Annotated in this window: 12 protein-coding genes and 1 other annotated feature; all 12 genes read left to right on the top strand. The window is 47.8% G+C overall.

Annotated elements, in window-relative coordinates; genetic code table 11:
- The first annotated feature begins 364 nt into the window (after positions 1-364).
- The 12 genes from ltrA to ACY2VW_RS01805 all read left to right on the top strand — a co-directional run bounded on the left by ltrA (position 365) and on the right by ACY2VW_RS01805 (position 16,418).
- Entirely contained in the window at positions 365-1,669 is a 1,305-nt protein-coding gene (gene ltrA, locus ACY2VW_RS01860) for a group II intron reverse transcriptase/maturase (protein ID WP_461876781.1), read from the top strand.
- 362 nt (positions 1,670-2,031) lie between these two features.
- Positions 2,032-2,176 (top strand) — a sequence feature (ribosomal protein L10 leader region).
- Between the two features lie 37 nt (positions 2,177-2,213).
- Positions 2,214-2,723 (top strand): 50S ribosomal protein L10, encoded by a 510-nt coding sequence (gene rplJ / locus ACY2VW_RS01855; protein ID WP_195997549.1) that lies wholly within the window; start codon positions 2,214-2,216, stop codon positions 2,721-2,723.
- Between the two features lie 71 nt (positions 2,724-2,794).
- Complete coding sequence (gene rplL / locus ACY2VW_RS01850; protein ID WP_055266931.1) at positions 2,795-3,169, top strand: 50S ribosomal protein L7/L12; 375 nt, start codon at positions 2,795-2,797, stop codon at positions 3,167-3,169.
- 92 nt (positions 3,170-3,261) lie between these two features.
- On the top strand, positions 3,262-3,744 hold the full coding sequence (locus tag ACY2VW_RS01845; protein ID WP_119197880.1) for a helix-turn-helix domain-containing protein: 483 nt from the start codon (positions 3,262-3,264) through the stop codon (positions 3,742-3,744).
- Between the two features lie 349 nt (positions 3,745-4,093).
- Positions 4,094-5,446: an acyclic terpene utilization AtuA family protein gene (locus ACY2VW_RS01840; protein WP_461876780.1), complete on the top strand. Its 1,353-nt coding sequence runs from the start codon at positions 4,094-4,096 to the stop codon at positions 5,444-5,446.
- Positions 5,447-5,579: 133 nt separating this feature from the next.
- Positions 5,580-5,879: an AtuA-related protein gene (locus ACY2VW_RS01835; RefSeq protein WP_119197923.1), complete on the top strand. Its 300-nt coding sequence runs from the start codon at positions 5,580-5,582 to the stop codon at positions 5,877-5,879.
- A gap of 3 nt (positions 5,880-5,882) precedes the next feature.
- Positions 5,883-7,574 (top strand): CocE/NonD family hydrolase, encoded by a 1,692-nt coding sequence (locus ACY2VW_RS01830; protein ID WP_461876778.1) that lies wholly within the window; start codon positions 5,883-5,885, stop codon positions 7,572-7,574.
- A 149-nt stretch (positions 7,575-7,723) separates the two neighbouring features.
- The gene (locus ACY2VW_RS01825; protein ID WP_461876777.1) at positions 7,724-9,397 is read left to right on the top strand and encodes an alpha-glucosidase; all 1,674 of its coding nucleotides are present in this window, start codon (positions 7,724-7,726) and stop codon (positions 9,395-9,397) included.
- A gap of 319 nt (positions 9,398-9,716) precedes the next feature.
- A complete protein-coding gene (locus ACY2VW_RS01820) occupies positions 9,717-10,496 on the top strand; it encodes a GH39 family glycosyl hydrolase (RefSeq protein WP_461876784.1) in 780 nt (259 codons plus the stop codon).
- A gap of 210 nt (positions 10,497-10,706) precedes the next feature.
- Positions 10,707-12,101: an MFS transporter gene (locus ACY2VW_RS01815; RefSeq protein ID WP_461876776.1), complete on the top strand. Its 1,395-nt coding sequence runs from the start codon at positions 10,707-10,709 to the stop codon at positions 12,099-12,101.
- A gap of 102 nt (positions 12,102-12,203) precedes the next feature.
- Entirely contained in the window at positions 12,204-14,702 is a 2,499-nt protein-coding gene (locus ACY2VW_RS01810) for a GH39 family glycosyl hydrolase (protein WP_461876775.1), read from the top strand.
- Between the two features lie 165 nt (positions 14,703-14,867).
- Positions 14,868-16,418 (top strand): carboxylesterase/lipase family protein, encoded by a 1,551-nt coding sequence (locus tag ACY2VW_RS01805; RefSeq protein WP_461876774.1) that lies wholly within the window; start codon positions 14,868-14,870, stop codon positions 16,416-16,418.
- The last annotated feature ends 201 nt before the right edge of the window (positions 16,419-16,619 follow it).

Here is a 16,619-nt window from a genome sequence, read left to right as displayed (position 1 = left end):
AGAAACTTGATAAGGCGATTAGGTGGGTAAGATTGCAAAGCAAATCGAAGCCCAAATGGTAAACGTAAACCGAAATTGTAAATCAAGAGGTTGTGGAACGAAAGATTAGTGTCTTACCTCGGGAGACCCTACTCACATATCGAAAGATATGGTCGAAAAAGGTTTGGAGAGGGAGTCAGATGATGTCATAGTAGGCGAGAGCCGAAGGACTGAAACGATTTATAGTACAAATCGTTATGTTTAAAATAATACATGAGCCAGAAATCGAATGGACAGGAAAAGTAGGAACGTAACCAAGGAATACTGTTTATATTCAGAGGGGTGTTATGTATGAATTTTGGGATAAGTCAGAGGAGTAACAACGATGGAATTAATCGAAGTGATTTTATCAAAAGAAAATCTGAACAGAGCCTATAAAAAGGTGGTAGCCAACAAAGGTGCAAGTGGAGTTGACGGAGTTACTGTTAAGGAACTGGGAGATTATATAAGGGAGAATAAGGATGTGATTGTCACATCCATTAGGAATAAAACTTATATGCCGAAGCCAGTACGGAGAGTATACATTCCGAAAGACAATGGAAAACAACGTCCGTTGGGAATCCCCACAGCACTGGATAGAACTATCCAACAGGCAATTGCACAGCCAATATCTGATATTTATGAAGAAATATTTAGTGAATACAGCTATGGATTCAGACCAGGAAGAAGCTGTCATGATGCAATCAGACAGGCACTCTGCTATCTGAACAGTGGCTATGAATGGGTAGTAGATATTGATATTGAACAGTTTTTCGACAGGGTAAATCACGATAAGTTAATTCAGATACTAAGAGAGCAAGTAAACGATAGTACCACATTAAATCTGATTCGGAAATATCTGAAAGCAGGAGTAATGGAAAAAGGACTGGAAAAAGCGACTATCACGGGTGTACCTCAGGGTGGTCCACTTTCGGTTGTATGTTCTAATGTCTATCTTGATAAGTTAGATAAAGAACTGGAGCAAAGAGGACTTCGTTTCACAAGGTATGCTGATGATGTGCTGATATTCACCAAAAGTGAGATGGCAGCCAATCGAGTAATGAAATCCATTTGTAGCTGGTTAGAAAGAAAGCTATTCCTGAAAGTAAATGCTACGAAAACGAAAGTGGTAAGACCGACAAGAAGTAAATATCTTGGATTCACATTTCTAAAGAATGGTTCGGAATGGAAAGTCAGGCCGACCAATGAAAAGAAAAAGAAACTGAAAAAGAAGCTAAGCGAATATCTGAAAAGAGGAAAAGCGGTAGCGAGACCACTTGCAGTTACAATTAAAAGAGTAAACGAGATTGTACGAGGGTGGATAAATTATTTCAGAATTGGAATGATGAAGCTGTTTATGGAAGAACTTGGGGAATGGCTGAGACACAAAATGCGAGTGATTCTAATGAAACAGTGGAAAAGACCAAAAACCATCTATAGAAATTTAAGTTATCTAAACTGGAAAAATAAGACTGGATGTAATCAGGAAGAAATTTTTAAAGTTGCGAACTCAAGACTTGGATGGTACAGAAGATGTGGAATGAACGTAGTAAATTTCATTATCAGTAAAGATTTACTTGAAAATAGGATAAAAGACGGAGTTAATTTGCTCAATCCCTTATCCTATTACTTAGTTAAAGTTGGAATATAAGTTGTAGAGCCGTATACGAGACCCGTACGTGCGGTTCAATGGGAGGGGCGAGGAAAATTTATTCTCCCTCTACCCTATTTTACGGAAGGGCATCCGCCTGGGCTAATTGTCGCCATGTTTTCCGTCTGGCCACTTGCAGATATAGTAGCTGATTACACCTGCTACAACGGAAACGATAAGAGAAATAAGTATAGACATGCGCTCACTCCCTTCCTGTTGCCAGTTTGGGAGGCGACAACAAAATAAGTATAACATGGTATAGGAAGAAACGGTTTGAAAAAATAGAACGTATATTTTGATGAAGTTGCACAAATATGAAAAAAGTTTATTTTGATCTTGACAACCCGCCTCACATATGATATCATACCACCTGTATCACGCCGAAGACAGCAGGTGCCGCAAGGCGTAAGTTTCAAACGCCTGCCGAGGAGAAGTTACACAAGGTTCATGTTATGGAATTTTGAGATCTCTTCGCCAATCTTCGCGAAGAGCTTTTTTTATACTTCCAAAGCGTAGGTACGAAATACTACAAGGAGGTGCAATCATGGCAATCAATGCAAAAATCGATCTGAAGAAGCCGGTCCTGGAAGAGATCAGCGCACAGGTAGAAGGCGCACAGTGCGTGCTGCTGGTAAACTACAGCGGATTAACCGTTGCTCAGGATACTCAGCTGCGTAAAGAGTTAAGAGAAGCAGGCGTTCATTACAAAGTATACAAAAATACAATGATGAAACGTGCATTCGCTGGTACTGCTCTTGAGTCTCTTACCAAAGACCTGGATGGCACAAACGCTATCGCAATCAGCAAAGACGATGCAACAGCTCCGGCAAGAATCATCGCTAAATTTGCAAAAACCGCTCCGAAGCTGGAGATGGTTTCTGGTGTTGTAGAAGGAAACTACTACGACAAAGCTGGAATGGAAGCACTGGCAAACGTTCCGTCAAGAGAAGAACTTCTTGGCAAACTGCTTGGAAGCATCCAGTCCCCGATCGCAAACCTGGCTCGCGTCCTCAACCAGATCGCAGAGTCCAAAGGCGGCGCAGCAGAGGCCTAAGCCTCAAGCGGGCAGCGTAAAATACGCAGCCTGAGAACATTATTCAGAAAATATCCAAGGAGGAAAATAAAATGGCAAAGTTAACAACCGCAGAGTTTATTGACGCTATCAAAGAGTTATCTGTATTAGAGTTAAACGATCTTGTAAAAGCATGTGAGGAAGAGTTCGGCGTATCCGCAGCAGCAGGCGTTGTAGTTGCAGCAGCAGCAGGCGATGCAGCAGCAGCTGAGGAGAAAGACGAGTTCGACGTAGAGCTGACAGAGGTTGGCCCGAACAAAGTTAAAGTTATCAAAGTTGTACGTGAAGCTACAGGACTTGGCCTGAAAGAAGCTAAAGAAGTAGTTGACGGTGCTCCGAAAGTCCTCAAAGAGGCTGCTTCCAAAGCAGAAGCTGAAGAGCTCAAAACTAAACTTGAGGCTGAAGGCGCTAAAGTTACTCTTAAATAATTTAAGCGTAAATCAGAACTTACTGACGCACGGCGGGGTTTCCTGCCGTGCGTTTTCTTTTGCGTAAATGATGAAAATGGGAGAGATGAAAAATGCAGGTACATTCCGTTCTGGAATCCTTACAGCAGGGCATCCTGATCTGCGACCAGCATAGCCGGATTGTGTTTTTCAATCAGGTCTACGGCGATTTCATCGGTGTTCCGCTCGAAACCGCGAAAGGTCATAAAATTACGGAGTACCGCAAATCTGCCATCGCTCCGGAGGTCATTGAGAGCGGCATTCCGGTCGAGGGAATGGTGCGGAGAGAAGGGGCGCAGGAATATTTTGCAAGTGTTTATCCAATCTGGGAGGAGAACCATATCCGCGGGAGCATCTCGATCGTGACGAGTCTCGTGCAGTTTGAGCAGCGCGAGACGAAAGCCCACATGACGTTGGAAGAGCGGGTGCGGCGGTTCGAACGGCAGGAGATCCAAAATACGCTGTTGCTGTATGGACAGGATATGGAGGGTAAGCGAAAAGCAGCAAAGGAACTCGGAATTTCGCTGGCAACGTTATACAATAAAATGAAAGAATAAAAAAATAGCGGAAAGCCGGAATTTTTATTGCGTTGGATGTTTCTATAGCAATCCCCGAAAATAATGCAAAAAATTCAGCACCGCAGAGCGTGAATTACTGCGTCACAGATTTTCGTCGTACCCCGGTACGCCTTCAAATCTGTTCCTTGCAATTCGCGCTCTGCAGCACTGCCTTTTTTGCATTATTTTCGGGTCTTGCTATAGAATATTTTCCGACCCGGCTGAAAAGCGGTTGATATAAAAAGGGAACCAAATTTCTAAAATTTTAGAAATTCGGTTCCCTTTTGTGGTACCTGCCATGGCTCTGCGTTACAATGACCTCAGATCAAAGAAAGAGAGGCCATTGGATATGAAAAAAATCAGAATCGGAAGCGGCGCGGGCTACGCGGGAGACCGCATTGAGCCGGCAGTGGAGCTGATGGAAAAAGGAGACCTGGACTACATTATTTTCGAATGTCTGGCGGAACGCACCGTTGCGATTGGACAGCAGGACAAGGAAAAAGATCCGTCGAAGGGTTACAACCAGTTACTCGACTACCGAATGGAAAAAATTCTTCCGTTGATGGCGAAAAACAAAGTAAAAGTCATTACCAATATGGGAGCTGCAAACCCGGTATCTGCTGCAGAACGGACGTGTGAAATTGCCAGAAAACTGGGTGTCGGTGGATTGAAAATTGCCTGTGTGACCGGCGATGATATTACAGACGAACTGGATAAGTATGAAAATGAAACAGTGCTGGAGGACGGCACGCTGTTAAAAGAGAAAAAAGATGTTCTGATTTCCGCGAATGTCTACATGGGTGCGGAGGGCATCACGAAAGCGCTGGAGGAAGGCGCTGATCTTGTCATCACCGGCCGTGTTTCCGACCCGGCGCTGACGATCGGACCGCTGGTGCATGAGTTCGGATGGAACATTACCGACAACCCGGATCAGATGGGACAGGCGGTTCTGGCAGGCCATCTGCTGGAGTGCGCGGGACAGGTGACGGGTGGATATTTCGCTGACCCCGGTTACAAGGATGTGCCGGAGCTGTGGAAACTCGGATTCCCGCTCATTGAGATCGACGAGACAGGCGCATTTACCGTGACGAAGGTTGAGGGCAGCGGCGGACTCGTGAGTGTCGATACGTGCAAGGAGCAGATGATCTACGAAATCCATAACCCGAAAGCCTATCTGACCCCGGATGCGACGGCAGATTTTTCACAGGTTACATTCCGTCAGATCGGGGAAAATCAGGTGCGCGCTGAACATGCCACGACGCATGGAAGACCGGAAACGCTGAAAGTGAGCGTCGGCTACAAGGACTGCTTCATCGGCGAGGGCGAGATTTCCTACGGCGGAAGCAACTGTATGGCACGCGCCGAGCTGGCGGCGGAGATTCTGGAAAAACGGATTGCGCTGACCGGCATCGAGCTGGAAGAGTACCGCATTGACTTCATCGGCTGCAATTCCCTGTACCGCGACGCGATTTCCAAAGAGATCAGCAGCGGAACTCCGTGTGAAGTGCGTCTCCGCGCCGCAGGCAGAACGAAAGACCGGAAAAATGCTGTTCTGCTGGCAAATGAGGTGGAGGCTCTCTACACCAACGGCCCCGCAGGAGGCGGCGGAGCGGTGAAACGGGTGTCCGAGGTTGTCTCGGTCTGCTCGATTTTTGTACCGCGTGATGACGTAACACAGAAGATTCGGTATTTTGAAGTTTGATCGATGCCTCTGATATTACGGTCAGCAGCAGAAGAGCTGGGATTGTTATAAAATGAAGAGATTGCCGGAACGTGTCTGGAAAACCATTTTCCGCAATTAGCAGAGAGTAACGAAGAGCAGGAAAGGAAACGGTATGAAATTAAAAGAGATTGCACATGCAAGAACAGGTGACAAAGGAGAGATCTCCAATATTTCGGTGATCCCATACGACGAAAATGATTATGAAATGCTGAAAGAAAAAGTAACAGAAGCGCGCGTGGCAGAATATTTTCATGAAATCTGTCACGGTAAGGTAACCCGATACGAACTGGACGGCATCCATGCGCTGAATTTTGTGCTTGACAAAACGTTAGGTGGCGGTGTCACAAGATCGCTGGCACTGGACAAACATGGAAAGACACTCGGCATGGCGCTGCTGGAAATGGAGGTGTAGGCAATGGCAGAAGATTTTTTGAAGGCTGCGGTAAAACGCGTGGAAGAACAGTTTGCGAAAAGCGGCGTTTCCGAAAGCTGTGCAGCCTTCGAAAGAAAAGAAAACCAGATCGAGATGCGTGACGGCGTGAAGCTTCACACGATCTATTATTTTCCAAAAGAAGACACGGCAGAAGAAAAAACATATCCTGTCATTCTGACCCGTACCTGCTATCCGGGCAATGACCGCATTCACCGTGCCTACGGAGAAGGACTGGCACGCAGAGGCTACGTATATGTGTACCAGTACTGCCGCGGCCGGGAGAATTCAGAAGGAAAATGGGAACCGAACATCAATGAGCGGAAGGATGGCATTGACACCATGAACTACCTTGTGGAACAGCCATGGTGCGAGATTTTGGGCTACTGGGGTCATTCCTACACAAGTATGACCGGCTGGGGTTTTGCCGATGCCGCGGAAGGAAAGGTTGCCGCAATGTTTCTGGAGGACTATGGAACGGATCGTTTTACATCAGCCTACGAGAAGGGCTGCTTCCGCCACGATATCTTAACCGCCTGGTCGATGGAAAATGCGGAAAAACCAGTGTCTGCCGATTACCGCGAAAGCTGCCGTTACCTGCCGCAGATTGAAGTGGACGAGGCGCTGTGGGGACAAAAGGTTCCGTCCTACCGCGAATACATCACAAGCCCGAACCCGGATGCGGCACTCTGGCAGACGGGCTGGTGGAAACAGTTGCGGGAAATTCCATCAAAAACGAAGGTTCCGATTTATCTTTTAAGCGGCTGGTACGACCATCACCACGGCAGCAGTATGAAAACGTGGGAGCGGCTGAACGAGGAGACGAAACAGCACAGCTGGCTCGAAATCGGTGCGTGGAATCATTTCTTCCAGATCTGCCTCGAAGATAAAGAGGTGCAGCATCCACAGAATGAAGAAATTCCGAAGATGCTGGAATGGTTTGAGCTGACGCTGAAACAAAAAGAAATCCCGACGCAGCGGATCCGTGCCTATGAGATCGGCGCAGACCGGTGGATTGATACCGTGTCCGACGGACTGGGAGAAAAAGGAACTGCGGGAAGCATGACACTGTATCTGGATGAGAAAACACTGCGGACAGACACGCCGGAACAGGAAAAAACGAGAAACTATACGTTTGACCCCGCCGATCCGGTCGAGAGCATCGGAGGAGAAGCCCTTCTGCATACGATGCCGCAGATCGGCAGCCATCTCCAGCCGGAACCGGACTATCGCGAGGATGTCCTGAGTTTTGTATCAGAACCGCTGGAAGAAACTTTCACGCTGAACGGAAAAGCCTCCGTCCGCCTGTTCGTGGAAAGTGACTGCGAGGATACTGCATTCACAGCGAAAATCATGGAAGTAACGCCGGAGGGAAAAGCTTACAACATTCGTTCCTCGATTGCAACGCTGGAGCAGGGAAAAACAGAGGCCGGGGCCTATGAACCGGGCAGCGTGGCAGAGGTACAGATTACTATGTGGAATATTGTATACACGATTTCAAAGGGTTCCCGCATTCGTGTAGATGTTTCTTCTTCCGACTTCCCGCAGTATCATGTTCACAGCAATCAGAAAGGGCTGTGGTCGGAAAAAACAGAGAATAAAATTGCACATCAGACGATCCACACGGGCGGAGTGCACGCATCCTGTGTGATTCTGCCGCTGATGAAAAAACAGTGAACTGTAACGGTAAGACGGACATAGGGGAAAATCAAAAAGAAAAAAGTAGCACAATCCATTCTTTTGTGGTATAGTGAAAATACTATAGGTTTCGCGGTAAACCTAACCAGCGGACTGCGTCATGAAATCAAAAGAACAGGAGAAAAGCTATGGAGAAAAAGTGGTGGCATAAAACAGTCGGATATCAGATTTATCCGAAGAGTTTTCAGGATACCAACGGAGATGGAATCGGAGATCTGAAAGGTGTGATCCGTCATCTTGACAAAATAGAAAAACTGGGAGCCAATGTCATCTGGCTCTGCCCGGTGTTTGCATCCCCGATGGTGGACAACGGATACGACATTTCCGATTACATGGACATTGACCCGTCGTTTGGAACGATGGAGGACATGAAGGAGCTGATTGCGGAGGCAAAAAAACACGGCATCCGCATCCTGATGGATCTTGTCGTGAATCATTCCTCGGATCAGCACGCATGGTTCCAGGCGGCACTCAAAGATCCGTTTGGAAAGTACGGAAAGTATTATGTGTTCCGGGAAGGAAAAGACGGCAAAGAGCCGAACAACTGGCGGTCGATTTTCGGTGGCAGCGCATGGGAGAAAGTACCGGGATATGATAACCTGTATTATCTCCACATCTTCACGAAAGAGCAGCCGGATCTCAATTGGGAAAACCAGGAGCTGCGGGAAGAAATTTATGAGATGATTTTAAAATGGATGGATCTGGGACTTGGCGGATTCCGTCTTGATGCGATCAGCCATCTGAAAAAGAATTATCAGTACACCAACCTTCCGCCGGATGGACCGGACGAGTACAATATGGCGTTCGAGTATTTCAACAATGTAGACGGTCTTGCCGACATTTTGCGTGAAATGAAGGAGCGCACCTTTGCGCCGACCGATGCGCTGACGATCGGAGAGTACGATCACATGGCACCGGAGGATGTGGAGGATGTGATTGGGGAAAATGGCAGTTTTTCGTCTGTTTTCGATTTCTGCCACACCTTCGACAATGTGCGTAACCCGAAATGGGGCAATACCGTGGCGTTGTTTGATGATTATCGTGATCAGCTTTTTGCGGCGCAGAAAATCGTGGATGGCCGCGGCATGCTCTGCAACTTCCTTGAAAATCATGACAAACCGCGCAGTATCGACCGGTTCCTGATGCCGGAGGACCAGAACCGCTACAGCGAAAAGATGCTTCCAGTCACCAATTTCTTCCTGCCGGGTATTGTATTTCTGTATCAGGGACAGGAGCTCGGCATGCGCGACAACCCGAAACAGTCGATTCAGGGATTCGTCGACAAACCGACCTTTGCTATTTACGACCGTCTGATTGCCGAAGGAAAAACAGATGCGGAAGCGCTCGGGCAGATCAACCGTGAGAGCCGCGAGCACAGCAGAACCCCAATGCAGTGGGATGCATCTGCTGAGGCGGGATTCACAACAGGTACGCCGTGGTTCCCGGTGAATCAAAACTATACGGAACTGAACTATGAGGCCGAGGAAAAAGATCCTGATTCCCTGCTGTGGTTCTACCGCAAAATGGTGGCGGTAAGACGACGTGAAGATCTGGAAGAAACCTTCCTCTACGGAACGCTGATTCCGGAATACGAGACGGTGAGCGGCGTTCTGGCATACCGTCGAAAGGATGAAAAGAACGATATTCTGATTCTCACCACTTCTCTCGCAGACGGCATTACACTGCCGTTTGCAGATACCATCGAAGAGGTACTTCTGAATAACTATGACACCTGCGAGGCGGGCGAGGGAACGATCCGTCTGCAGCCGTATCAGTGTCTGGTGCTGAAAGTAAATAAATAGACAAAAAACTAAAACAAAAACTGCGGTTCTGCGGATGCATATGCTTTGCGGAACCGCAGTTTTTTCGCAGATAGAGAAGTCAAGCGGATATTCGCAATCCGCTTCGCTACTTGCTCATAACCGAATAGCTGCTTCGCAGCTTATCAGGAGTGGCTTGTACCACTCCTGATACAAGCAAGTCCCAACCCACTGCTTATTGCTTTTCGCAATGGAAGCAGGGGACTTACTTGATTCGGTTAAAAAAAACTGCCCGGATTTTCTGACCTGTCTTTCTTGTGGAATGCTGGGAGAACATGGGATAAAAGAGCTGCTTTTGAAAATGGAGGAGGCGGGCTGTTTTCCGGAGATTTACGGAGTACGCAGCTTTGGCACAGTTATGCCATGGGAAGAGCAGGAAGACCTGAACCTGATTGTCAATAGTGAAAGCTTTGACTTTGCAGTCAGCCGGGATATGGATTATTTGCAAAACTATCTTCGGAAAATCAGAAAGAGACTGCAGAAAATGGGATTTCAGGGAACGCCGGTAATTGTGGACGAGATCTTTCCGGTGCGCGATTCTTTTCATGGAGGATTCGGAATGTTTACAGATGACGGGATACCAAAAGCGGTTTATGGTGCGGCAAAACTTCTCGGAAAAATGGGGACGCGTCTTGTTGCATCGGGGAAGGGGTATTTTATCAGTAACGAAGAAAGAGAAGAGAGAATACAGATTTATCTCTACAATTATGTACATTACGACATGCTGTACCGCCATCGCCATACTGTCAACATTTCACGGACAAATCGCTATCGTGTTTTTCAGGCGAGGGAAAATCTGACATTTTCTGTGCAGCTCCGGAAAGTACCAAGGGGAGAATACCGTATCCAGTGCTACAAGATTACGCGGGAACAGGGCAGTCCATATGACTGCTGGGCGGCAATGGGCGCACCGGAGGCAATGACATCGGAAGAAAAGGAAATGGTATGCCACAGTGCGGATCCGGAGTACCGTGTCTGGCGGGAAATAGTGGGAGAGGAACAGATTCTTTCTGTTCAGGAACATTTGAAGGTACATGAGGTTGCATGTATAGAGATAATTTGCCTGAATCATCATCGATAATTGCACTAAAAAATATGAAAACATAATAATAAAACAGAAAAAGACAAGAAAATGAGAAACAGCGTGTGGAAAGTGAGTAGAAAATTGCCTCAAAAATCCCTATACTGAGAAACAGAACAAAGGTCGTAGGCGCATGGTACGGCCACAAAGAGGGCGGAAGAGAGAAGGAGATTCATCCGCAGCCTCAAAAATGTATGGGAGGATAGAACAATGGCAGCAAAAGAACAAGTTTCGGCAAAGCAGAGCTTTACCGAAAAAATCAGCACGAAAGAAAAGATCAGCTACGGATGCGGAGATCTGGCCAGTAACCTGATTCTCGTGCTGACATCCACATTTGTAGCGTATTTCTACACCGACGCACTGGGATTAAACGCAGCAATCATCGGAAGCATCATGATGTTTTCCCGTTTTGCAGACGGTGTCACCGACATGCTCATGGGATATGTCATGGACCGCGTCAAAACGAAATACGGAAAGGCAAGACCATGGCTGTTATGGCTGGCAATACCGATTGCCGTAGCATGTGTGCTTGTATTCCTCGTTCCAAACACTGGAACCGTCGGAAAGTATATTTACGTAACGATTACATATAACCTCGTTACCACTTTCCTTTACACGATGATCAACATTCCTTACGGCGCACTGACATCCTTGATGAGCCGTGATCAGGGACAGAGAACGGTCATCAACGTTTTCCGTATGTTCATGGCACAGTTTGGTTCCCTTATCATCAATGCTTCTACCCTTCCACTGGTCAACAAAATGGGCGGAAGCAGCCACCAGAAGAGCTGGATCATCGTATCTGCTATTTACGCAGTCGTTGCAGCAATTCTGTTCCTGGTCTGCTTCAAAAACACCAAAGAGCGTGTTACCGTATCTTCCGAACAGAAAGAAGAAGTCAACTTTGTGCAGTCTCTGAAACTGATCTTCAAAAACAGCCAATGGCTGCTGCTCTGCGGCATCTGGATTACTATGTGCCTTGGCATGGGCGCCAGCGGTGCGGTTGGAACTTACTATGCAAAATATATCCTGATGAATGAGAACATGGCAGGATTTATCTCATCTGTTTCCATTATTCCGGTGCTGATTCTGATGCCGTTCTGTGTACCGCTCAGTCTGAAATACGGAAAACGAAACGTAGCCCTTGTCGGAACTTTCTTCAGCCTTGCCAGCCAGCTCCTGATGGTCATCAATCCGACCAATGCTACCTGGCTTCTGGTATGCTCGCTGATCAAAGGTGTCGGCTCTGCAACCCTGACCGGAACCATCTTCGCAATGGTAGCCGATACGATTGAGTACGGCGAGTGGAAAAATGGAACACGTGTCGAAGGTATGCTGTATTCCACCACAACCTTCGGTGCAAAAGTAGGAAGTGGCTTCGCAAGTGCCGTTGCTTTGTGGGTCATCTCCGCAGCAGGTTATGACGGACTTGCCGCAACCCAGACCGCAAGTGCACTTTCTGCAATCAAAGCCCTGTATCTGTGGGTTCCGATTCCGTTTTATGCAATTATGATTCTCTTCTATGTATTTTACAAACTTGACAAGATTTATCCGCAGGTAATGGAAGACCTGAAGGCAAGAGAGGCAGCAAAAGGAAAATACTAAAACAAAAACCGAAAAATTGGTCCCACAAAAGGAGAAGATCTTTTTGCGGGACCTTTTTTGTGGTACAATACAACAGAAAAAAAATCTATCATGAGGTGTGGAATGGAAAGAGACAACAGAGACGAAGACATGATGCTGAAAGGAACAAAACAGGAAATGCCGGGATTCTATTTTCGGCTACTCCGGTCGGAGGAGAAACGGGAACTGTGGAATCCGGATTTTGAACTCTTATTTCTGCTTCGTGGGACGGGAAGAGTCAGCTACGAGGACGGAGAAGTTCACAGTCTCCCGGTGGGATCTGTCTTTGCGATCAACCGGTTTCAGATCTGTGATCTGGATCTGGACGAAGACGGACTGGCCCTGTCGCTCTGCATTTCAGCGGAGACAATTGCTGCATTTCACATTAAGCTGTTGAAATGTGAGGTCAAATGTCAGTCGTTTTTTTATATGGAAAATCAGCAGGAAAAATTTGACCTGATCCGGCGTGATATGGCACGGATCTTTCTTGAGATGTACAAAAATAATGAGGAACAACCGGTCTATATGAAAAGCCGTGTGACGGCGCTTCTGGAGGATCTGCTTTCTTACTTTACATCCGAGAAAAAGGTGGAACAGGGCCGGAGCGGACGGGAACGCCTTCAGCGGGCATCGGACTATATTCTGCAGCATTACCGGGAAGAGATTACGCTGGAGGATCTGGCGGATCATCTTTATCTGAGCCGTGCCTATATTTCGCGGAGCTTTCCGCGGTATTTCGGTGTATCATTCCTGGAGTACGTGACTCAGGTGCGCCTGGCGCATGCCGTACAGGAAATGCACAGCGGCGCAACGCTGACGGAGATTTCCTATCGCAATGGATTTGTCAACGAGACGGCGATGATCCGCGCATTCCGCAAATACCGCGGTATGACACCGAGCGAATACCGGAAGCAGATGAAACATACGGCAGAGCAGAGTGAAAAGAAAGGAAAAGAGCGGGAAGAAACGGCGGAAGACCATGATATTTTCCAGAATCTCCTGCAGTATGCAGCGGTCACGGAGCAGGAAATTGAGACGACAAATGAGAGTGCCGTTTCCGTGACAGCAGCAGTAAACGGACGGAAACCAAGAGTGGCAGGCCACTGGAAGCGCGTGATCAATGCCGGCTATGCGGCAAGTGTGTTGAACCGCGAGGTGCAGGATGAGCTGGAACAGCTGGTGCAGGAGCTTGGCTATGAGATGATTCGTGTAAAAGGAATTCTCGATGATGATATGTGCGTACTTCGACGGAATATGTGGGGTGAGATTCAGTCCTGCTGGAACTATATTGATGAGGTGATCGATTTCATCCTTTCCACGGGAGCGAAGCCGCTGCTGGAATTCGGTCATATGCCGTTGCTGCTGGCAAAAACAGACCCGGGAACAACGTTGCGTCCGGCACCAAGCAGCCTTCCGCGGGATCTGGCTGAGTGGCGCATGCTGATTAAAAACCTGATGGAACATCTAAAGGAGCGGTATGGAATCAACCAGATGCGGCGCTGGATTTTCAACCCGTGGATCAGCGGAGACGCGATCATGAGTGATGAAGGAGATGCGTTCTTTGAAACGTGGAAAGCATCGTATGATGAGATGAAACGTGTGAGCCCGGATCTTGTAACATGTCTTTCTTTTGGCCTTGGACCGGAGGAACATCTCAAAGCCTTTATCGAAACTATGAAGGAAAAGGAATGCGTGCCGGAAATTTTTGCATTCCGCTCGTTTGGCACGGTGCTCTATGGAGAGGAAGAGGAGAAAATGAATCTGATCCAGAACAACGAGAGTGCCAATATGATTGTGAGCCGCGACCCGGATTTTCTGCGGAACCGCAGGGAGAAGGTAAAAGGTCTGCTGCAGAAGGCCGGGCTTGGTGCACTGCCGGTTCTGGTGGATGAGTGCAGCAGCAACATCTGGCAGAGGGATCTGTGCAACGATACCTGTTATAAAGCGGCATGGCTGTTTAAAAATTTTCTGGAAAATGAAGAAACGCTGCAGGGAATTGCGTATTTCTCGGTCAATGACCGTCTGGATGAAATATTTCCGGCGCGGGAAACGTATCATGGAGGTTTTGGGCTGTTCACAATGAACGGCATACCAAAGGCGGTCTGCACTGCGCTGCGGCTGCTCGGCAGAATGGGATCACGTCTTGTGAAGCGAGGGGACGGCTATTTTATCAGCACGGAGCCGGAGAAAAACCGCAGCCAGATTTACCTGTATAACTATGTTCACTACGATATGCTGTACCGCTACCGCCACGCCGTGAATATTTCCCGCACGGACCGTTACCGCGTATTCAATATGGGGGAAATCCGGACCTTTTCAGTGAAGCTGACCGGACTGGAACCGGGAAAATATTGCCTGCGGCTGTATAAAGTGACGAAAGAGCACGGCAGCAGCTACGATGCGTGGGTGCGGATGGGAGCTCCGGAGCGGATGAACCGGATGGAGCGCGCGATGCTGTGCCACAGTGCGGACCCGGAATACCGTGTCTGGGAGCAGGAAACCGACCCGGAAGGCAGCCTCACGGTGCAGGAACGCCTGGAGCCGCACGAGACGGCGCTGATTGAGGTGGAGCAGATTCTGTAAAATCTTCAAAAAATTGCACTCGCGGTGGGAGAATACAGAGAAAGAGTGGAAAAAAAGCAACAATATAAGAAGATCTTGCGGCAATTCGAGTAGAAAAGGACGAAAATATTGTTTATACTGAAAACAACATAAATGCTAAATTCTACAGAAAAGAGGTATTTCAAAATGGGGAAAATATTTGATTACGATGGCGTGCCGGTGCTGCATACCACATCCGGCGATTTAAAAGGTTATTTTTATGACGGTGTTTACATTTACAAAGGAATTCCGTATGCATACGCGGACCGTTTCCAGATGCCGGTTCCATCGAAATGGGACGGTGTGAAGGATGCAACGAACTATGGCTTTGTATGCCCGCTCCAGAACCAGGAAACACCGAGCGCAGAACTGATGGTTCCGCATCGCTACTGGCCGCAGGATGAGCACTGCCAGTCTTTGAATATCTGGACCAGCAAACTGGATCCGGAGGCAAAGAAACCGGTTCTCGTATGGTTCCATGGCGGCGGATATGCAGCAGGATCTTCCATCGAGCAGGTTGCTTACGAAGGTGTCAGCATCGCAAAAAAAGGAGATTCGATTCTCGTTTCGGTCAACCACAGACTGAATATCCTCGGGTATCTGGATCTGTCTCCGTTTGGGGAAAAATATAAAAATTCAGCAAACGCAGGTCATGCGGATATGGTGGCAGCCCTGCAGTGGGTACACGACAATATTGCCCTGTTCGGCGGCGATCCGGAGAATGTAACCATTTTCGGCCAGTCCGGCGGCGGAATGAAGGTGACTGACCTGATGCAGATTCCATCAGCAGACGGTCTGTTCCAGAAAGGTCTTGTCATGAGCGGTGTGATGGAGGATGATCCGCTCGGCGCAGGAGAGAAAGACGGCACGGAGATTGTTACGGCAATGATGAAAGAACTCGGCTTTGACGATGTGGCACAGCTGGAAACCGTACCGTATCCGCAGCTTGCTGCTGCATACGCAAAAGTGGCTCCGGCGATTGCACAGAGTGGCGGCTACATCGGCGGCGGCCCGAAAAAGGGCGATTACTTCTGTGGAAATCCATTCGACGCAGGCTTCCGTGAGCATGCACATCAGATTCCGATGATGATCGGAACCGTATACGGCGAATTCGCAACGTTTGCTCCGGCAGCTTATGATAAGAGCAAACTGACAGCGGAAGAGATTCTGGGAATCCTCAAAAAGGTTTACGGAGACAATGCCGAAAATGTTCTGGCAGCTTTCAAAGAAGCATATCCGGAGAAGAACGGCGTGGATGTTCTTGCGATCGACCGTGCAATGCGTGAGCCGACCGTAAAACTTGCCAAACTGTTCGCAAAAGGCGGCGGTAAAGCATACCTCTACAACTTCGCCCTGGAATTCCCGTTCCAGCACGGCAAGCCGGCATGGCACTGCTCCGACATCCCGTATTTCTTCGGAAACGCAGATCTCGTGGAAATCTGTGGAATCCCGGATGTCAGCGATAAACTGGAAAGCGAAATCTTCGGAGCACTTCTCGCTTTCGCAAAGAACGGAAATCCGGACCACGAGGGGCTTCCGCACTGGCCGGAAGCAGAAGCAGAAGATGCGGATACCATGGTATTTGACAGAAAGACGGAAGTAAAACACAATTACGACGATAAAGTCTTTGCGGAAATCAACAAAGTTCTGAAGCCATGGAGCTTTATGGACATGATGACCGACAATATTCAGCATTAAAAGGAACGATTCGACGCGGCATAAGCGGAATCGGGATGGAACTCTGAAATATTAAAAAATTAGAATAAAAAAACCGCCTGTTTGATTTGAAAAATAAAAAAATCAAACAGGCGGTTTTTTCTGAAAATTTGGTGCTTTCAATCACATCTAAAGTATTATTTTAACAGGGTCCTGGCGGAAAAACCAGTAAAAAACGGATTG

This window comes from Fusicatenibacter sp. (assembly GCF_977045365.1).
This window is presented reverse-complemented; position numbering and strand designations above follow the sequence as displayed.